The following is a 19,955-nucleotide window of genomic DNA, read 5'->3' on the forward strand; positions in this document are numbered from 1 at the left end:
TCTTTCTACAAGAAATTTTTAGACTAATAATCAATTTATTTTATACCTTCTCTCTTACATTTAAGGTATTATTTATAGAATTTTCTATTCTAATTCAGTCTTTAACTCAAAATCTATTTCCATTTCACTTTCTTTTACACCTTGTTTTTTTATTGCTCTACAAAAATTTGACCACATTCTTCCAGAAAAAGCATTTAAATAGTTTATATTGCAAATAAACTTTCCTTTTTCAATTTCTTTATTATATAATTGTGGTCCAACTATATATACTGGAAATATAGCCCATGCTTCTTTTCCCCTGTATTTTTTTACAAATTTTGTATAGTTTTCATTCTTCATAATACACACTAAAAATACACATACAAATGGATTTTCTTCAACATCCATACCAAAAGAAAAAGATATATCTGTTCCCAACTCTTTTTCTATTTTATGCAGATTTTCCCGAATCTGATTTTCAAGTTTTAGTGATGCTTCATTACAGAATTCTTTAATTTCATTATCTCGAATTGGAACCCATAATGAAGTATCTGATATATAGTCTATGGCTTTATTATCAAAAGGTAACTCTCTTCGCTTCATCTCAGCTATAGCAGACATGTAATTTTTATCAGATATAAAAAAAGTTACAATTTTACTTTTATCTACATATATTTTAACTGGACACCCTTGTTTTTTATTATTTATTGAAATCCTAGTGATATCATGATATGAATACTCTTTTTCACTTCCTATACATTTACGAACTTTAATATTATGTAAATCAAAAATAATATATTTTCTTGTATAATCAAAAATTGAAAATAATCCATACATTGTAAATATAAAAGTGATTACTGCTATATAATACTGTTTAACATATAGAAGTAATACATTTATAACGATTCCAATTAATAAAAATATAACACCTAAGATTAAATTTACAGTTCCTGATTTTACTATAACTATATGTTCTTTATAGTCATTCATATCGCTCCTTCCCCCTACCTATTCAGTAATTACTTTTCTTATTGAATTACAGAATGATTAGAAGTGTTAATATTTGTTTTTATTCAAATAAAAAGCATACTGAATCTATTTTACTGAAAATAGTTTCTATTTGAACTAGCACTTACGTCTATGATAGCGTATTTCATCTATCTTCTATAAATACATTTTATATTATTTTAAAATGATGAACTTGTATTTTTCTACTCTTATTTCTTCTTTTAAGTCTACTATTTTTTCTTCATACAAATCTTTTACTTTTCTATTAGACAAATAATCTGGTAATTTTAAAGTTATATCTTTAGATGAATTATTTATTATTATGGAAATGGATTCTTTTTTTAGTAGAATAGTTCCATTTTCCTTATCTGCTAATATCCATTCATTTGACATAGACCTAAGTTCTTTATTTTCTTTACGAAGCCTAATAATCTTCTTCATAAAATCAAATATATCCTTATTCCATTTTTCTTCATTCCATTCCATACATTTTCTTTGTCCTTCAGATATTGAACTCAGTTCTCCGTCCATTCCAATTTCGTCACCATAGTATATACAAGGACTGCCTGATTGTATAAACATAAACAAATATGCAAGTTTAACTCTATCAACATTTCCTCTAGCATAATTCAGTATCCTTGTGGTATCATGACTTCCAAGTAAATTAAAAATAACTTCACTAACTTGCATTGGATAACTTACCATTATATCATTTATCATGTATTTAAACTCTTCAGCATTTATCTCATCTGTACAAAAGAATTTTTTCATAGCTTCTGACATCAAATAGTTCATAACTGAATCAAATTGGTCCCCCATCAACCATGGTAAACTACCATGCCAAATTTCGCCCAGTATATATATATCTGGTTTTATTTTTTTAAGTTCTTCTCTAAACTTTCTCCAAAAAACGTGGTCTACTTCATTTGAGACATCCAATCTCCATGCATCTATATCAAACTCCTGTATCCAGTACTTTCCTACACCTAATAAATATTCTATTACTTCTAAATTTTCTGTGTTAAGTTTAGGCATATACTTTTCACAGCCAAAAGTTTCATAAGGTATATTTTTTTCATCTATTTGTTCTATTGGAGTATCAACTTTGCTCATATCTTTTATATAGAACCACTCTTTATACCTAGAATTTTCCTTATTTTTAATTACATCTTGCCACTGTTTAGAATAGTATCCTATATGATTAAAAACAGCATCCAGCATTATTTTTATATTTCTCTTATGAGCTTCTTTTATTAGCCTTTTTAAAGTCTCTTTATCTCCTAATGAAGGGTCTATCTTCATATAATCAATTGTATCGTATCTATGATTTGTATTTCCAACTGTAATAGGGCAAAAATAAATTCCATTTATTCCTAAATCACTCAAATAATCTAAGTGTTCTATCACACCTTGCAAATCTCCACCTGTAAAATTATCTCTTGTTGGAATAGCTCCCCATTCCTCCACTCCTACTGGATTTATAGATGGGTCACCATTTGCAAACCTATCTGGAAATATCTGGTACCAAATAGTCTCTTTAACCCAATCTGGTACTTTAGGTACATCTATATAATTTAAATATGGGTATCCAAAAAAATTACTTATCTCACACAATTCTTTTTTGTCATTTTCATTGCCCAGCTCTATTATCCTTTTTTCTGTGAATAGAATCTTTTCCTCTTGGCCTTCTATTATAAACCCATATCTTGAACGTTTGTTTAATGGTTTGCACTTAGCTATCCAATAATCAAATAATTCAGTTTCTACTTCTTTATCCATTATTATATTTGAACCACCAGACCAACCAATCCCAGATGCATTTAAATTTCCTCCTCCTGCACCACCTTTGTCCCATACATATTGGTCTCCTATTCTCAAAATCACTTTTTTTGCTTCATTTTTTTTAGTTCTAAGTCTTATATGTAATGTTTCTCTACCATAACCATAGGCATAGTTACTCATTGGTATATGTAATATGGCTTCTTTTGTTAAATTTTTTTTAGTAGTTTCTTTAATTTTATTGCTTAAATTTATATTCTTTTTATTTTTATTAGACAATTTAAATTTCTCCCTCCTTTATCATAATTTACATAATTTAAAGATAGGTTAATATATTTTATTATTATATCACAATAAAAATATATAATAGTAAAATATATTAACAATATGCTATTCAAGTTAAAATAAATTATCTTATTAAATTTAATTTTATCCAGTTATTTTTGCAAAATAAAAACCTCTAGTATTTTTCTAGAGGATACAATATTATACTATTAACTTTTTTACTATCTGTTAATTCATTTCAAAACATACTCTAAGCTATATTGTTAGATTTAACTTTTTCTATATTTATAAAATAAGTTTCTCTTTCTTTAAATAAAGATACATATTTAAAATCAAGATACTTAAGCATATCATAAGCCACATCAAAATCTCTACATATATCTTCTACTCTGTGAGAATCAGAACCTACAGTAACTATAAATCCGCCAAGCTCTTTATATCTTTTTAATATATCTTCATTTGGATGTATAGCATTTAATCCATATCTATAACCAGAAGTATTTAACTCTATACCACTTCCATTATCGATTATTGATTTTAAAACTTCATCAATAACATCTTTAAAATCATTGTATATAACTCTATTATCTGAATATATTCCATATCTAGATATATAATCTAAATGCCCATATATGTTATAGTCTCTAAATTCACGATTAGTTTCAAGTATACTATTAAAATATTTATAATATGCATCTTCTTTGCTAAGCCCTTTAAAATACTCCTTTGATGGAACAGGTATATTATCAATTGTATGAGTTGAACACAATATGAAATCAAAAGGATTAGAGTTTATTATTTCATCTATTTCATTTTTTAGATGTTTTCTATAACCAACTTCAACCCCTAATAATAACTCTATGTCCTTTTTATATTTTTCTTTGAACTTATTAAACACTGGAACATAGTCATTATAATTAATGCAAAAACCTCTACCTTCATCATGCTCTAAATGGTCTGTAAAAGTTAAATATCTAACACCAATACTTATAGCTTTTTTTATTGTATCTTCCATCGAATCCTTTCCATCACTTGAAAAATTAGTATGAATATGATTATCTATTAAATTCATATTATCCCTCCCTTTATTTTATCTATCTCAATTATACTACGAGTTCATTGTATACAAGTGTTAAAAGAATATTATAAGAGTTAAATTTTATTTACATAATTTTTCATAAAAAAGAAGCATCTATTTTGATTTTAGAAAATCATTAAAGATGCTTATCTTTCATACACTTTTTTATTTAACTTTTAAAAGTCTTAATTTTGTAATAGAGTTTAGCAGTTATATGCCCAATCATATAGAAAGCTGCATAAAGTAAAACATATACATATGCTGAATCATTTAAAAATATATACATTAATATTATATAAGTTACTAAAGACACTACAAGTGATAAAATCCAATTAGTTTTATTTAATACACAAACTATCCCCTGCATTAAAAAGGCAACTGGAAAAATCAATACCATTCCTATTACAAAAATCCCTTTAGCTTGAACATTTGGTATATTAAATATATCTGTAGCAAAGGTTAAAAACATTAATATCATTATAATTGTGGGAAATATGATACTAAAAATATTACTCTTTTTCACAATAATCATTCCTTATTTGTCAGCTATTTGATAATCTTTAATAAGCATATCTTAAATTAATGCTTTAATTACTTTGTAGCCTCAATTTCCCCCATCATTCTAACTAAATCTTGTCCATATTGACCTCCAGCCCAATTATTAGAAAGACCTTCAACTGTTTTAGCTTTCCCAAATAAAGATTTTTCATGTCTAGGGTCTACTGGATTTGAAAGTGGATAACCATCTTGTCCTGCATATAAGCATAAATGCTGAATCTGAGCTAAGATTCCTTCTTCCCACGTACCAAATCTTGAGTGGGCATTCTTATCAGTATCAGAACCTCCTGAAGAAGTCTTAAGTCCACAAGGATTCTTGAATGATGCATCTAATACCCCACCAAAATTACAGAAACCAGTTTCTTTTGCAGATTGAGCTACTGCTAATACAGGATTTACACCTTCTTGAACAGCAGTATCATACAATATTGGTATTAATTCTATAAATAAATCATTAGCTCTTTTAGATTTAGCCCATTTTAAACAAGCCTCTAAACTAGCTGTTGGTTCACCTAATATGCTTGTCTCATTTTTCATAGGAGAATCACCTTTTGTAGATGAGTCACCATTATTCTGTGCAGCAGAAACACATTTATTATATATGCTATCACTTATTGTACCTAATCTAGTAATTTTGTCTGCTCCTGCTAATATAGATTTATCACTACTTTCTGACACCAACACAATTGGATTTTCTTTAGCGATTGTAGAACCTGTAAGTGCATTTACTAAATCATATCCATCACTTAAATAAAATTCTGATACATCTGGATAAAATTCTTTTATAACTTTCTTATTTGTATCATATCTATCTGAGCCACCAAGTCTTTTAGAGTTAGTCTTATTAACTAAGCTAGTACTCATAGATATACTTCCACCTACTGCATATGATTTTACATCACTTGTTGAAAAAGGAACACTCTTTCCATCTGTAAGCACTATAGGAGCTACATCTCTTACTGACACAGGTGCTGCACTTATAGTATCAGCTTCTCCTTTATATGCATTAGTTAATATCACTTCATCAACTTTTTTAATACTACTTACCTCTTTAGCAACACTATAACTAGTCTTTATTCTGTCATCTCCGCCTAATCTAGTTACTTGTGCTCCTGTGTTTTTAAGTTCAGTTTCTACTGATTTGCTTATTGATAATTCTTTACCTATTATGTATATTTTTTTGACATTTTTTAATCTTTGTTTCGTTTCATTTGGTATGTTATTTTTTTGTGCAAGTAAAATTGGAGCATCAACAGCACCAGCAAGACCACTTGCTGAAAGACCATCTGCTATCGAACTATCCATATTTACCATAATCGCTGTATCATAACTCTTTTTGTCTGCTATTAATCCAGCCGTCTCATATATATTGTTACCTTTAATAGTATCTGATGTTAATGCATTTACATTAGGCACATTTATTAGAAATATAGCTAATGTTAGACCTAATGCTAAAACTCTCTTAATTGTTCTCATATTCTTCCCCCTTGATATATCAAGTTTAATTCAAAAATGACTATAGCATAGTACTACATCTATGCTATAGTCATTTATTATAATTTAATAATTATATATTTGTTATTATATCATAAATTACAAAAAGTTTCCATAATATTAGATAGATTAGAGGAAAAATTTACATTTTAGTTACAATTTCTAAGGTTTCAGTTCATATGTACATATATTTAGTAACAATTTGTAATAAAAATCGACATTTATATCTCATATTTATTATATTTTTTTACAAAATGAAAATTTATTGTATACAACAAACAGATTGTATTTTTACAGAATTTATTCATTATTAAGTAAATTCTTTATCAATATTATTAAAAATACACCTTCTAACAAATTTATTATGTGTCAATTTTTTTATTAAGTACATACTATTTTTACTATATAATATGTAAACATATTTTTCAATTTTAATTTAATTCTAACATATTTTTATGTGTCTTATGATATATAATGTGATATATTCTAATTAATGGTATTTTCAAATTAAAAAATGTTACTGTTTTATAAAGTGACATTGTGCTTGAAAATAAATAAAACACTTAACTTTATTTAAGGAGATTTACGATGAGCAACAAACAAGGTTCTAACATAAAAGATGTAAAAATTAAAAATAAGTTAATAATATTGAAATTACTTTCTACAAATACACCTATGTCTAGGGTTGATTTAGCAAAGTCTACAGGACTTACCAAAATGACTTTATCAAATCTAGTTACAGAACTTATTAATGAAAATATGATTAGAGAAATAGAGTCATCAACTTTAAATGCACATTCATCAGGTCGTAAACCTATTTTATTAGATATTTCTAATATATCACCTTGTATCTGTGGAATTCTAATAAGAAGAAATATATGTAAGGTAATTATTTCAGACTTGAAAGGTAATATTGTAAAACAACTTTCTGAAACTTACCCTAAGTATCTATCAAATGAGGTCTTAAAAGATATAATAAAAAGAATGTTTACTAAGATAATGAAGAATAATAAAAGAGATATAATTGGAATTGGTATTTCTTCAATAGGTCCAGTAGATAATATAAATGGTATTATATTGAATCCTCCAGACTTTGGAAATGTATCAAATCTAAATATAGTTAATTTTATAGAAGAAATGTCTGATTTGCCAATATTTTTGATAAATGATGCTAATTCAGGTGCTTTAGCTGAAAAAATGTATGGTTTAGGTAAAGATATATCAAATTATATATACTTGCACATAATGAATGGTATTGGAGCTGGTCTAGTACTGGAAAATAGGCTTCATACTGGTAATCTGGGTCAGAGTGGAGAAATAGGACATACATCTATTAATTTTAGTGGACCATTATGTAGTTGTGGTAATAATGGATGCTTAGATTATTACACAAGTGTTAGTAATTTAATTAAAAGAATTGAATCATTGAGCCATATTTATCCTGACTCTCCATTAATTAACTGTAAAGACTTTTCTCTAGTTAAGTTAATAGATGAGGCAAATAATAAGGATACTCTTGCTATGTTTTTACTTGATGAATTTTGTACATATATATCATACGCATTAGTAAATACACTTACATTGATTGACTGTAGTTCTATAATAATAGGCTACGATTTTAATATACCAGGCACATTCATAGAAAATACATTATTAAAAAAACTAACTGCTTCGGCAAGTTTTTCTAAATATAAAAAAATAAGTGTAAAACATTCAAATTTTGGAGCAAATGCACCATTAATCGGCTCTATAGCCATTGTCAGCTACAAATTTTTTAATGGAAGTATAAATTTTTATTAAATATGTAAAATATTTAAACACTTTTATTGAATATTTTTCCATTTAATATTATTATATTTTATAAGAGCGTTTAAAATTTGGAGGTATGAAAATGATTTCAGCTAAAATGGAAAAATTACTTAATGAGCAGATTAACCATGAATTATATTCTGCATATCTTTATCTTTCTATGTCTTCTTACCTTGAAGCAGAAGGACTTAAAGGATTTTCTAATTGGTTTTATGTTCAATATAAAGAAGAGACAGACCATGCTATGTTTTTCTACAAATATTTACATAATGTAGGAGGAAAAGTTCAACTTGATGCTATCCCAATGCCAGATTCAGACTTTACTTCTGCAATGGATATTCTTGAGCGTACATTAGCTCATGAAAAAAAGGTTACATCTTTAATAAACAATTTAGCAGCTGTAGCAAACTCTGAGGCAGACTTTAGAACTTCTCAGTTCTTACTTTGGTTTATATCTGAACAAGCAGAGGAAGAAACAAATTGTGAAGACAATATAAAGCGTGTTAAACTTGCTGGAGAAGGTGGTCTATTCTTTGTTGACCAGGAATTTGCTAATCGTACATATGCAGCCCCAACAAATCCACCTGTAACAATATAGTATTAAAAACCTTTTAATATAATAAAGTAGGTGTCTTAATGAAAATCAACATTGATTATTTGCATTAAGACACCTTTTATTATTCGTTTTATATGTAGTATTTTATTGTTTATACAGTTCTATTTTATAATTTTTAAAAATCTATTTTCACTTTAAGATACTTAATTTTTAAATTTGGGGTGACTGAAAATCACACTACTCAATTTATAAATGTGATTTTCAGCCAGTACTTTAATTATGGTTGAATACCAAAACTTATGAGCTATTTATATTTAACTATTAAAGCATCTACTGCACATACACCTTTTCCTTTAGGATATACAAACACTGGATTTAAATCTATTTCCTTAACCTCATCTTTATTTTCATAGGCATATTTTCCTAACTTAACCATCATATCTGCAAGGGCTTCAACATCACAAGGTTCGCTTCCTCTATATCCATCTAAAAGCTTAAATGACTTCAATTTTCTAAGCATCATCATAGCTTCATCATGATTTATAGGTAATGGATATAAAGTAGTATCCTTAAATACTTCTACAAATACTCCTCCTAAACCAACTAGTAACATTGGACCAAATTGGTCATCATTAGTAATACCGATAATAATTTCTATACCACTTTCCACCATTTCTTGAACTAATATACCATCAATTTTAGCATTTGGTTTTTCTTTTTTTACATTGGCTAAAATCTCATTATATGCATTTATTGCCTCATCTCTATTTTTAATTCCTACTTTAACTCCTCCAACATCAGATTTATGCAATATTTCGGAAGAATTTATTTTTAAAACAACAGGATAGTTAATATATTTCAAAATTTCATCTAATTCATCAATACTTTTTGCATTACCTTGCCCTGGCACTGGTACTCCATATTTCTTCATCTCAATCTTACTATCTAACTCTGATAGAGCTACTACATTATTTGATTCTCTTTTCTTAACAGCCTCAAACTCTAAAGTTCTCTTTGAATAATCATAATCTACAAATTTAGCCATTTTATTAAAACAAGTAAATGTAGTTCCAACTGATGACATTATAGGTACTTGATTATCTTCTAATCTAGTTCTATAATTTAGATATCTATTTCCTTCAAGCGTTGGAACTGCAAACACAGGCTTCCTTAACCCTTGTTCTCTTGCTTCACTTACAGCTTGACAAAGTGTCTCATGCATTTCATTTTCTTCATCTCTTATATTTGCACCTACCATAGTAAATCCAACACTATCATCTTTTTCAAATGTATGTAATAGACCTACTATCATATCCTTTTCATGGAATAACGCAGTTGTAGCATCTAATGGATTTTTAGGTGTCGCAAATCCTGGAAGATAATTTTTCATTTCTTCTTTCGTTTCAGAAGATATTTCTGCAAGGTCTACACCATTTTCTTCTGCTAAATCTGCACAAATAGTATTTTCTCCTCCTGAGAAGTTTATTGCTGCGAAATTAGAATTTGTAGGCAAGTTACCATCTAGAACACTAAAAGCCTGTGCTAAACACATAAATTGTTCCAAATTCTCTACCGAAATCACTCCATATTTTTCAAAAATACTTTCAAAAGCCTTACTCGAGCCAGCTAAGTTTCCTGTATGAGAAGCAGCAGAAATAGCTCCTTTTTCTGACCTTCCTGATTTTAATATTATTACTGGTTTTCTCTTTTGTGCAGCTCTTTTTAGAGAGTCTATAAATTTTTGAGGATTTTTTAAACCTTCAAGATAGATAGCTATTACTGATGCGTAATTATCATCTACAAGGAAGTCAACAGCATCTTCTAATGTAACTATATTTCCATTTCCCGTTGAGAAACCATAAGATATATTAAAATAATCACTTGAAACAATCTCTGCAGTTATAAATCCACTTTGACCTACAATTCCTATCCCAGGTTTTTTAGTATCTAAATCCCATTTAGAACCACCTGCCCATAGATTAACTTTATCTATACAATTTAATAATCCCATACAATTTGGACCTAATATTTTCATATCATATGTATTTGATATTTCTATAAGTTGATTTTCTAAATCTATTCCTTCTTCTGTTCCTTCTTCTGCAAATCCACTAGCATATACTACAGCTGCTTTTGTTCCCAATTCTCCAGAATCTTTTAATACAGATGGAACTATATTTCTAGGTGTACATACTACTACACAATCTACCACTTCTGGTACTTCTTGTATCGTTTTATAGCACTTTCTTCCAAACAATTCATCTCTTTTAGGATTTACATAATATACTCTATCTGTATCTTTACTTTTTACTATACTAAGTGCTGCACTTCTACCAAAGCCAAGCTTATCAGTAACTCCTACTATAGCAATGCTCTTTGGTCTAATAAGTTTTTCCAAGCTCATAAATTCACTCTCCTATATTTTATAGTTGTGATTTTAAATGAATTTTATCTCAAGATGAAACTTATCTTGGCACTAAAGATTATTAAATCTTGAGATAAATCATTTAAGATAAGGGTAATTTATTAAATGGCGTTATTATAGCCTTCCATGAATGCTGCTTTATTTTGAATATTGAATTTACCTTTTCCTTTCTCTTCAAAGAAATCACACATAGTTTTTAAAGCTAATTCTTTTTCAAGTAATCCAGTTTTAGCAATTAATGCTCCAAGTACTACTATATTTGCCGCCTTGGGATTGTTTACTTTTTGAGCTAATTCTTGACAATTTATTTTAACTACATTTATATCTTCTCTTAATGCTATATTATCATCTATTACAGATGTATTAATAACTACTGTTCCACCTTCCTTGACTAAGTTTATATAATCTAAAGATGGCTTATTCATTGCTACTAAAACATCTATTTCTTCCATATCAGGTCCACCTATACTCTCATCAGAAAACTTTACTACACTATATGCTTTTCCACCTCTCATAGTTGGACCATATGCAGGCATCCAAGTTACCTGTTTTCCTAATTCAAGTGCTGACTCAGCTACAATTAGACCAAGAGTTAAAACTCCTTGACCACCAAACCCTGCAAATACTAACTCTTTTTCCATAATTATTCACCATCCCTTTGCTTAAATTCGCCAAGAGTGTAATATGGCACTATTTCTTCTTCCATCCACTTGATAGATTTCTCTAATGATACACCCCAGTTAGTTGGACAAGGTGCTAATATTTCAACTAATGAATACCCCTCTCCATTCAATTGAGCTTCTATTGCATTTTTTATATATTTTTTTAGATTAATTATTTCCTTTGGACTATGAACTGAACCTCTTGCTACATATGCTACATCAAAGAAGTCTGCCATCATTTCAGGAACTTTTAATGGACTACCAGTAGTGTTTATATCTCTTCCATTTACACTTGTTGTTGTAACTTGACCTGGCATAGTAGTCCATGACATTTGCCCACCAGTCATCGCAAAGTTATTGTTATTTATTACAAATACAGTAACATTATGATTTCTATATGCGGTATTTAAAGTTTCAGAAAGACCTATAACATAAGCATCTCCATCACCTTGATAAGTCATTACTAATGTTTCTGGAAGTGCTACTTTAATTCCTATAGCTGTGGATGAAGCTCTACCATGTGCAGTTTGCATCTTATCTCCATTCCAGCTAAAATTCATATTACAAACACAACCAACTCCCAAAGTTAATACATGATTTTTTTCATATCCATGTTCTTCTATTACTTCTGCTATTATACGGTTTACTATTCCATGACCACAACCTGGGCAAAATTTGTTTGGTATTGAAACAACGCTAGGTGTTAATTTTTCTGTAGCCATATTAGAACACCTCCTTGATTTCGCCAGATTTTATTTTGCTATAAGTGTCCATTACTTGCAATGTTTTTGGTATATGATTTCCACTGAATAGTCCATAAACAGGTACATTTTCTTTACATACTTTTTTTGATGCTAAAGCAACATCTTCTACTAACTGACCTGTATCTGTTGACTCTACTGATATAAATCCTTTTACATTCTTATTTACCTTTTCAAATGCCTTATATGGGAAAGGCCACACTGTTATTGGTCTTATTATTCCAACTTTTTCACCTTGTTCTCTAAGTCTTCTAACAGCATTCATAGTTGTTCTTGATGGTATACCAAACGCTACAAACACATATTCCGCATCTTCGACTTGATAATCTTCCCATTGCTGTTCATTTTCAGTTATTCTCATACGTTTTTCCATACAAAAAGCTGGTTTTTGGTTATCTGCAACTTTTGCATGGTCTCTATTACTTCCATCATAAGTCCAACCTAAATCTTCTTCTCTCTTCTTGAACTCTGGAAATTCTACTGGTTCCATCATTTGACCTAAAGCTGCTTCTGTCAAAATTTCAACAGGTACTCTGTATTTCTCTGCTACATCAAACGAATTGTACATTAAATCCACAGTTTCTTGGATACTGTTTGGTGCATAAACGATTAAATGGTAATCTCCATTTCCTCCCCCTCTAGTATCTCTTAAGTAGTCTGTCTGTGCTGAATCCAGTGAACCAAGTCCAGGTCCCCATCTTTGTACATTTACGATTACACAAGGATAGTGATTTGCACATAAATATGAAATTCCTTCTTGTTTTAGAGATATTCCTGGTCCTGAGGAACTTGTCATAGACCTCATTCCACTTGCATATGCTCCATATACCATATATATAGCAGCCATTTCATTTTCAGATTGTATAAAAGTTCTTCCAAGTTCAGACATTCTATGTGATAAAAATTCCATTACCTCTGTTTGTGGTGTAATTGGATATCCTGCATAAAACTCACAACCACCTCTTAGAGCTGCTTCTGCAATGGCGTGGTTCCCCTTCCACATCTTCTTCATATTATTCCAACTCCTTCTAAGCCTCTTGACATGCTTCTTCTTTAATTATTTCAAAAACATTATCTGGACACACTTGATAGCAAATTCCACAAAGTATGCATTTACTTTCATCAACTTCTACATGAGCATATCCTTCTTTATTTATGTTATCTGATATTTTTAATGCTCCTTTTTTACAAGATATAACGCAGTATTCACAACTTTTACATCTCTCTGCGTTTATTTTTAAGCTCATATCTACACCCCATTTCGTAATATTTCTACCTATTATCCAATGCTTGGTTCTTCTTTAAAATTTAATATTTCCTTCAAAACTGCTACAAATTTTTGGTTTTCTTCCATAGTTCCAATACTTACACGTGCATGTGTAGCACTTGGTCTTATTACAAACCCTCTTTTTTTCAAATCTTCAAATAGCTTTGGTACATCTGTCTTCATGTCTACATAAAGGAAGTTTGATTGTGAATCAACAACATCAAATCCCATTTTTGTAAACTCTTCTTTAAAATAAGCCATTCCTACTCTATTCAAGTCATATGTTTCTTTTATAAATTCATCATCATCAAGTGCTGCTGTTGCTCCACTTATGGCAACACGATTTGCAGAGAAAGGCTCTTTTACTGTAAATAAAGTTCTTATTATCTCATCTTTAGCAATACCATACCCTACTCTAAGACCTGCAAGACCGTATATTTTAGAGAAAGTCCTTGTTACTATAACATTGTAATTTTCTCTTACATACTTAAGTCCATCTACATAATTAGGTACTGTTAAAAATTCTATATATGCTTCATCTAATATAGTTATAATGTTTTCAGGGACTTTCTTTAAAAATGCTTCCAACTCTTTATCATCCACAATTGTTCCTGTTGGATTATTAGGATTACATACACATATTAATTTTGTTTTATCTGTAATTTTATCTAATATACCTTGTAAATCATACTTATAATCTTTTGTTAAAGGTACTTCTACTGGTATTCCTTCATTTTTTACAGTTGCAGTTCTATATGATGGGAATGTTGGGTCACAGTATATAACCTCATCTCCTCTATTTATAAAAGCTTCACCTATTAATGTGATAACGTTATCCGCACCATTAGCAACAATAAAGTTTTCTGGTTTTAAATCTAGCTTGTCAGCTAATTTTCTTCTAAGTTCATTAGCTTCTGGTTCTGGATAAAGTTGACCTTGTTTTAACATTTCAATCATAGCTTCCATTGCTTTTGGTGATGGACCTAGAGGATTTTCATTTGAAGCTAGTTTTATTATTTCTTTTACACCATATTTCTCTTTAACTTTTTCTATTGGTTCACCTGGAACGTATTGATGTAACTCTTTTACTGTATTTCTCAATAATTTTTCTATCATTTTTTAAAAGCCCCCTCTGTATATGTATTTTCATTTATATAAACGCCATCGCGTCTACTTACTTTAATATTTTAAAATTAATTATCTATTTAAATCTCTTTTAACTAAGCATTTCTTTGATTTAATTCTTCTCTTATTTGATTTAGTTTCTTATCACTTACTGGATATAAGATGGCTATAACAACAGCTATTATTAAAGGTATTGCCATAGAATAAGAAATCATGTTTATGAAGCCACTTTTAACTGCTTCTGTAACTACCATATCAGCTTGATATCCCATTGAATTCATCAAAACTGTTCTTATAGTAGTTGCAAGTAACACGCCCACTTGTATTGCAACTGGATATAATGACATACTTAAACCAGGTAAATCTTTTCCTGATTTCCAATGTCCATAGTCACAAGAACCAGCAAAGAAGTTAAGGTTTATTATTGATACTACATTTGCAAAACCACCACCAATTGCCAGTAACATAGTTACACCTAAAGTAGTTTTTCCCCAAGGAGTCCATGCAACTAATAAGTGACATATTGCACATATAGAAAAAGAAATTATTGAAGCTAGTTTTTGTTCTCTACATATTTTTATAAATATTGGTGCGAAGAACATGAACGCTACACTTACTAAAGGCATTATTGATAAAAATACGGCTAACCCACGTTCATCTTCTATTACATATTTAAAATAATATGGAGCTAAAGGCCCTAGACCTATAGATCTTATACATATAAGAAATTCTAGACAAAATGCCATCATAAGTGGAACATTAGTAAATAGAGCTTTTGCCATCTCACTTGCTTTAATCTTTGGTTTTTCTTCTTTTTGAAGAACCTCATCTTCTGCGCCAGATTTTATTATCTCTGTTGAAGAAAACCAAAATACTAAAAGACATCCTGCTGCAAAGAATAAATAGGTACCTAGATAACCCATTCCTTCTCCACCTAATACATCTGCAAATAAAACTAATAATAACGGATATGAAAAACCTACTAAAAATTTACCAACTTCTTTAAATATGTTTGTAGTAGTTGAACCTATAACTCTATCTTTAGGTGTTTTAGCTACTACAGGGTAAATAGCATAAATTATAGTAAAAACTACTTGTTGAGCACAAGATGCTATTAATAATAAAGCGGTCATTAAAGGTAAAAGTAATGCTGGACTTATTTTCATCAATGGAACTATGAAAAATATCCCATATGTCAATGCCAATGCTGCGGGTGTATATCTAAGCCATGGGTAATATTTTCCTTTTTTAAATGGTTGCTTGTCAAATACTGTACCTGTTATAGGAGCTACAGCAATTTTTATGAAAGATTGTACAATTTGCATACCACCTGCCATAATTACACCAAGCTTTGCTACATCAGTTAAAAAGATATTTGTTACTGTTGATACAAAATAACCTATAAAATTGTATGCTAGGTTTATAGAACTTGAATATGTGTATATTGCTCTTTTCTTAGGGTCTCTCATATCATCTCTAAAATTTGATATAAGGTTTCCTTTTGGTTTGCTTTCTTGACTACTCACATCTACCCCTCCCTTATAAAATTTAATCACTTTTTATTATTCACGTATAATATTTTATATTCTGAATCTTTTCCTTTTTCTTTTTGATTCAGTTTATTTTTTTATATGTGTATAATTTTAATTTAATTATATTCTCAAAATTCATAATTGTCAAACACTTTTTTATTTTTATTTTTCGCCTTTAAAATTAACTAAAAAGCTGATTTAACTTAATTTAAATTTGTTTTTTATTGTTTTGCCGTTTTAAAACATCATAAAAACATATATTTCAAATTATTTTATCAAATTTTTGATAATTTTAAATTTCAATAAATTTATTCAAGAATAATTTATTCAAGATTTTTTTATACTACATCTAGATATTAAAAATATTTTTTTCTCCTTTAAATTTCTTTTATTTTTATACATGTACTATTGATTTAAAAATAAAAGCATGTTACAATTACAAAAAGAATCTATCAGACAAACATCATTATAAATATCAATTTCAGAATTTTCAATTTTTTCTTTTTATGTAATTCTACATAGTACTATAAGTTATTATAACTATACTAATCCAAAACTAATAAAAATAAATATTGTGCTACTTTTACATAAAATATATTTAAAATATATTTTATAAATTTTATTAAAATATTTTATAAAGGAGAAGAAACTATGTTACTTTTAATTGCTACGTGTGCAGTGTACATATGGATTGGTTTTTATTTTTCTAAAAAAGTTAAAACGGCATCTGATTTCCTAATTGCAGGTAGAAATCTTCCTTTACCCATACTCGCCGCAACTATCGCTGCTACATCTTTTGGAGGAGGATGCTTAGTAGGTGGAGTTCAATGGGGAGCTGAAAGAGGGTTATGGGTTGGTATGTACTCTACTATAGGTGCGGCTTTGGCTTGTTTTATAAACGCATTTTTTGCAGGAAAGTTAAGGAGTTTATCTTGTGATATAACACCTGCAGACTATATTGAAACTAGATATGGTCATAGTGTATTTTTAAGAACTTATCAAAGTCTTGTGACACCAATATCAATATTAGCCATCATGGGCAGTCAATTAATATCTTTTGGTTCTGTATCTACTGCATTTGGCATCCCTTATGATGTAGCAGTAATTATAGGAGTCATAGTAATCATTATATATACTTATACATCAGGAATGTGGGGAGTTGCAGTATCAGCTTTTATTCAACTTGCTATTTGTGTAGTATTTTTACCAATAGTGGCTTATATAAGCTTAAAATTAGTTGGCGACAACCCTTTACTTATGTTACAATCAATGGTAAAAGAACCATTCTTTCCAGGAAATAAATCGATTAGTGATTTTATGTATACAGTTTTACCATTAGTTTTAGGCTCAATATTTTCTTATGAAAGTTTTTTAAGATATCAATGTGCTGATAATGCTAAAAATGCAGTTAAAAGTAGTATAATTGCAGGATTTATACTATTGTTTCTTGCTTTTCCTATAGGAATAATTGGAGCTATTGGTGGTAGTTTATTTCCAAACATATCATCTGTCCAGGTTTTACCTCAAATGATATCAACAACTTTACCACCTTTAATTTCTGTATTATTCTTAGCTGCTATATTAGCTGCCATAATGTCTACTGCAGATTCATTAATGACTTCAATGAGTGCTATCATATCAAGAGATATTTACAACAAATTATTACATCCTGATATAGAATTTAATGATTTGAAAAATACTTTAAAATATTCTCAAATTGCTTCAGCTTTAACAGCTGTAGCAGGTGCAATTATAGCACTTAAATTTGATAGTTTATTAGAATTATTATTTTGGCCAGCACCATTATGTACAGGTGTAATATTTGCACCATTTGTAATTGGCCTTTGCTGGAAAGGTGCTACAAAAAAAGGTGCTATCTATGCTGTTATAGTAAGTATGATATTGGCATTATTAAATATGGTTGGCATTCTTACTGTCTTTGACAGAATTTTAATTCCTATAATAGGTGGTTCTATTACAATATTTATAGTTAGCAAATTTTCAAAAAAAGATTGAAAAGAGAGGTATATACAGTAAATATGTCAAAATCAGAAAAAGGAAAAGAGACAAAAGCTAGTATTGTAAGTGCTGCTAGAGAATTATTTTTTGAACAAGGTTATCATAAAACGACAACTAGGCAAATTGCAGAAAGAGCTAATATAAATTTAGGTCTAATAAGTTATTACTTCTCAAGTAAAAGCGAAATAGGGGCTATAATATATGAAGATATAAGAGACGAAATGCAGTCTTTAATCTATAATTATCATGAAGAAGGTACTATGATGATGTTCTTTCTTGCCATGAATGCTGACCTTTGTTTTCTTCTAAAAAATGAAGCGTATAGGAATTTTTATTTAGATATAGCTTATGAAGAAGCTATTTTAAGCTATCAACGAAGTGTAACTGAAATGGTAATGAAGAGATATGTTAATGATAAAGAATCTATAGAACATGACGAGTTAATACTTTCTTGTATTGGTATACTTGCCATGAAACCTGAGATAATTAGAGTTTATATTTCACACAAGTATGATATATCTTCTCAAGCTGTAATAAGATATTTTACAAAACAATTCCTCATTAACCTTGGTCATAGCACTGATTTATGTGAAGATATTTTAGAAGAACTGAGTAAATACTATATAGATATAGTTGATAACTTCACACCAATAATAACTCGTATAAGAACTTAATAAAACTTTATTGAACTTTTAGAGACTGAAATATTAGAATCATAATTAGATTTTAGGATTTCAGTCTTTATTATATTTAAAGATATTTTTTAATATTTTTTCTTAATACCATAAGTACCTACACAATCATATCTATAAACTTCTTTATCCATAAATTCCAGAGACGCCACTCATGACCTCCAACACACTCTTCATATATAACATCTACATTTAAAGACTCTGCATATTTCTTAAATGTCTGATTATTTTCATATAAAAAATCCCTATCACCACAGAATTGATAAATTTTAGGAATATCTTCATTTCTTTCTTTAAGTTTCTTAAGTATGTAAAGTAAATCGTTATCACTATTTCTAGCATCCTCTGGTCTTCCAAAATCATGAAATAGAATATCTGCATTAGTTTCTATTTGTTGATTTTCTAACTCATGAATCATGTCAGGTGAACCAGAAAAACTTGCAACTGCTGAAAATTCTTTTGGTTTTGAAAGTGCTAACTTTAACGCACCATATCCACCCATAGACATGCCAGCTACAAAATTATCTTCTCTCTTGTCTGATAAAGGAAATATAGCTCTAACAAACTTAGGTAATTCCTCACTTACAAAAGTAAAATACTTGTGCCCATACACCATATCTGTATAAAAACTAGTTTCTACTCTTGGTATTACAAGAGCTATATTTTTATTTTTAGCATAATGTTCCACATTAGTATATCTAATCCATGAACTTTGGTCATCTTCTAAACCATGAAATAAGTATAATGTTTTAAACTTACCCTCAAAATCATATATCTCTTTACCACTAAAAAGTTCTTTTCCATTTGCTACAGGTAAAACTACAATTACATCAGTTTCTCCTCCTGTATATTTAGATTTAAATTTACATTCTATAAACGCCACAAAAAACACCTCTTCTATAATGATTTTATATCTAAAAAGCACC

Annotated in this window: 17 protein-coding genes; 4 read left to right on the forward strand and 13 right to left on the reverse strand. The window is 29.1% G+C overall.

What is annotated here, in order from left to right:
• Positions 1 to 84 precede the first annotated feature (84 nt).
• From ACTG46_RS11965 to ACTG46_RS11985, 5 genes are all read right to left on the reverse strand, one after another.
• Entirely contained in the window at positions 85 to 969 is an 885-nt protein-coding gene (locus tag ACTG46_RS11965; RefSeq protein ID WP_054270660.1) for a hypothetical protein, read from the reverse strand.
• A gap of 192 nt (positions 970 to 1,161) precedes the next feature.
• Positions 1,162 to 3,045: a glycoside hydrolase family 13 protein gene (locus tag ACTG46_RS11970; protein ID WP_479922875.1), complete on the reverse strand. Its 1,884-nt coding sequence runs from the start codon at positions 3,043 to 3,045 to the stop codon at positions 1,162 to 1,164.
• Positions 3,046 to 3,301: 256 nt separating this feature from the next.
• The gene (locus tag ACTG46_RS11975; protein WP_219673342.1) at positions 3,302 to 4,123 is read right to left on the reverse strand and encodes a histidinol-phosphatase HisJ family protein; all 822 of its coding nucleotides are present in this window, start codon (positions 4,121 to 4,123) and stop codon (positions 3,302 to 3,304) included.
• Between the two features lie 175 nt (positions 4,124 to 4,298).
• On the reverse strand, positions 4,299 to 4,652 hold the full coding sequence (locus ACTG46_RS11980) for a hypothetical protein (protein WP_054270662.1): 354 nt from the start codon (positions 4,650 to 4,652) through the stop codon (positions 4,299 to 4,301).
• A gap of 68 nt (positions 4,653 to 4,720) precedes the next feature.
• A complete protein-coding gene (locus ACTG46_RS11985) occupies positions 4,721 to 6,163 on the reverse strand; it encodes a cell wall-binding repeat-containing protein (protein WP_479922876.1) in 1,443 nt (480 codons plus the stop codon).
• Positions 6,164 to 6,769: 606 nt separating this feature from the next.
• Here ACTG46_RS11985 and ACTG46_RS11990 point away from each other — a divergent pair.
• Together ACTG46_RS11990 and ACTG46_RS11995 are read left to right on the forward strand one after the other, a co-directional pair.
• Positions 6,770 to 7,981: an ROK family protein gene (locus tag ACTG46_RS11990; protein WP_167639876.1), complete on the forward strand. Its 1,212-nt coding sequence runs from the start codon at positions 6,770 to 6,772 to the stop codon at positions 7,979 to 7,981.
• 91 nt (positions 7,982 to 8,072) lie between these two features.
• The gene (locus ACTG46_RS11995; protein WP_021385062.1) at positions 8,073 to 8,588 is read left to right on the forward strand and encodes a ferritin; all 516 of its coding nucleotides are present in this window, start codon (positions 8,073 to 8,075) and stop codon (positions 8,586 to 8,588) included.
• Between the two features lie 262 nt (positions 8,589 to 8,850).
• Here the strand turns inward: ACTG46_RS11995 and ACTG46_RS12000 are convergent, their stop codons facing one another.
• The 7 genes from ACTG46_RS12000 to ACTG46_RS12030 all read right to left on the reverse strand — a co-directional run bounded on the left by ACTG46_RS12000 (position 8,851) and on the right by ACTG46_RS12030 (position 16,312).
• Positions 8,851 to 10,950, reverse strand: coding sequence for an acetate--CoA ligase family protein (locus ACTG46_RS12000; protein WP_074179606.1), 2,100 nt, complete (start codon positions 10,948 to 10,950; stop codon positions 8,851 to 8,853).
• Between the two features lie 122 nt (positions 10,951 to 11,072).
• Positions 11,073 to 11,612: a 2-oxoacid:acceptor oxidoreductase family protein gene (locus tag ACTG46_RS12005; protein WP_054270666.1), complete on the reverse strand. Its 540-nt coding sequence runs from the start codon at positions 11,610 to 11,612 to the stop codon at positions 11,073 to 11,075.
• Between the two features lie 2 nt (positions 11,613 to 11,614).
• The gene (locus tag ACTG46_RS12010; RefSeq protein ID WP_054270667.1) at positions 11,615 to 12,355 is read right to left on the reverse strand and encodes a thiamine pyrophosphate-dependent enzyme; all 741 of its coding nucleotides are present in this window, start codon (positions 12,353 to 12,355) and stop codon (positions 11,615 to 11,617) included.
• A gap of 1 nt (position 12,356) precedes the next feature.
• The gene (gene vorB / locus ACTG46_RS12015; RefSeq protein WP_021385064.1) at positions 12,357 to 13,406 is read right to left on the reverse strand and encodes a 3-methyl-2-oxobutanoate dehydrogenase subunit VorB; all 1,050 of its coding nucleotides are present in this window, start codon (positions 13,404 to 13,406) and stop codon (positions 12,357 to 12,359) included.
• A gap of 16 nt (positions 13,407 to 13,422) precedes the next feature.
• The gene (locus ACTG46_RS12020; RefSeq protein ID WP_021385063.1) at positions 13,423 to 13,641 is read right to left on the reverse strand and encodes an indolepyruvate ferredoxin oxidoreductase subunit alpha; all 219 of its coding nucleotides are present in this window, start codon (positions 13,639 to 13,641) and stop codon (positions 13,423 to 13,425) included.
• Positions 13,642 to 13,673: 32 nt separating this feature from the next.
• Positions 13,674 to 14,777 carry a histidinol-phosphate transaminase gene (gene hisC / locus ACTG46_RS12025; protein WP_479922877.1) on the reverse strand — a complete coding sequence of 368 codons (1,104 nt, stop codon included), beginning with the start codon at positions 14,775 to 14,777 and terminating at the stop codon, positions 13,674 to 13,676.
• A 104-nt stretch (positions 14,778 to 14,881) separates the two neighbouring features.
• A complete protein-coding gene (locus ACTG46_RS12030; RefSeq protein WP_054270669.1) occupies positions 14,882 to 16,312 on the reverse strand; it encodes an MFS transporter in 1,431 nt (476 codons plus the stop codon).
• A 657-nt stretch (positions 16,313 to 16,969) separates the two neighbouring features.
• Here ACTG46_RS12030 and ACTG46_RS12035 point away from each other — a divergent pair.
• A complete protein-coding gene (locus tag ACTG46_RS12035) occupies positions 16,970 to 18,334 on the forward strand; it encodes a sodium:solute symporter family protein (protein WP_054276963.1) in 1,365 nt (454 codons plus the stop codon).
• A gap of 23 nt (positions 18,335 to 18,357) precedes the next feature.
• Positions 18,358 to 19,011 (forward strand): TetR/AcrR family transcriptional regulator, encoded by a 654-nt coding sequence (locus ACTG46_RS12040; protein WP_054270671.1) that lies wholly within the window; start codon positions 18,358 to 18,360, stop codon positions 19,009 to 19,011.
• Between the two features lie 118 nt (positions 19,012 to 19,129).
• On the opposite strand, the gene ACTG46_RS12045 is transcribed toward ACTG46_RS12040, so the two are convergent.
• Complete coding sequence (locus tag ACTG46_RS12045; protein ID WP_054270672.1) at positions 19,130 to 19,912, reverse strand: alpha/beta hydrolase; 783 nt, start codon at positions 19,910 to 19,912, stop codon at positions 19,130 to 19,132.
• Positions 19,913 to 19,955: the final 43 nt, after the last annotated feature.

The sequence above is a fragment of the Clostridioides sp. LIBA-7678 genome (assembly GCF_056716065.1).

Coding starts and splice junctions, on each gene's coding strand:
- ACTG46_RS12010 (WP_054270667.1), bottom strand. CDS start 12,355: ATGGCTACAGAAAAATTAACACCTAGCGTTGTTTCAATACCAAACAAA.
- ACTG46_RS12000 (WP_074179606.1), bottom strand. CDS start 10,950: ATGAGCTTGGAAAAACTTATTAGACCAAAGAGCATTGCTATAGTAGGA.
- vorB (WP_021385064.1), bottom strand. CDS start 13,406: ATGAAGAAGATGTGGAAGGGGAACCACGCCATTGCAGAAGCAGCTCTA.
- ACTG46_RS11995 (WP_021385062.1), top strand. CDS start 8,073: ATGATTTCAGCTAAAATGGAAAAATTACTTAATGAGCAGATTAACCAT.
- ACTG46_RS12040 (WP_054270671.1), top strand. CDS start 18,358: ATGTCAAAATCAGAAAAAGGAAAAGAGACAAAAGCTAGTATTGTAAGT.
- ACTG46_RS12035 (WP_054276963.1), top strand. CDS start 16,970: ATGTTACTTTTAATTGCTACGTGTGCAGTGTACATATGGATTGGTTTT.
- hisC (WP_479922877.1), bottom strand. CDS start 14,777: ATGATAGAAAAATTATTGAGAAATACAGTAAAAGAGTTACATCAATAC.
- ACTG46_RS11965 (WP_054270660.1), bottom strand. CDS start 969: ATGAATGACTATAAAGAACATATAGTTATAGTAAAATCAGGAACTGTA.
- ACTG46_RS12020 (WP_021385063.1), bottom strand. CDS start 13,641: ATGAGCTTAAAAATAAACGCAGAGAGATGTAAAAGTTGTGAATACTGC.
- ACTG46_RS11990 (WP_167639876.1), top strand. CDS start 6,770: ATGAGCAACAAACAAGGTTCTAACATAAAAGATGTAAAAATTAAAAAT.
- ACTG46_RS11985 (WP_479922876.1), bottom strand. CDS start 6,163: ATGAGAACAATTAAGAGAGTTTTAGCATTAGGTCTAACATTAGCTATA.
- ACTG46_RS12005 (WP_054270666.1), bottom strand. CDS start 11,612: ATGGAAAAAGAGTTAGTATTTGCAGGGTTTGGTGGTCAAGGAGTTTTA.
- ACTG46_RS11975 (WP_219673342.1), bottom strand. CDS start 4,123: ATGAATTTAATAGATAATCATATTCATACTAATTTTTCAAGTGATGGA.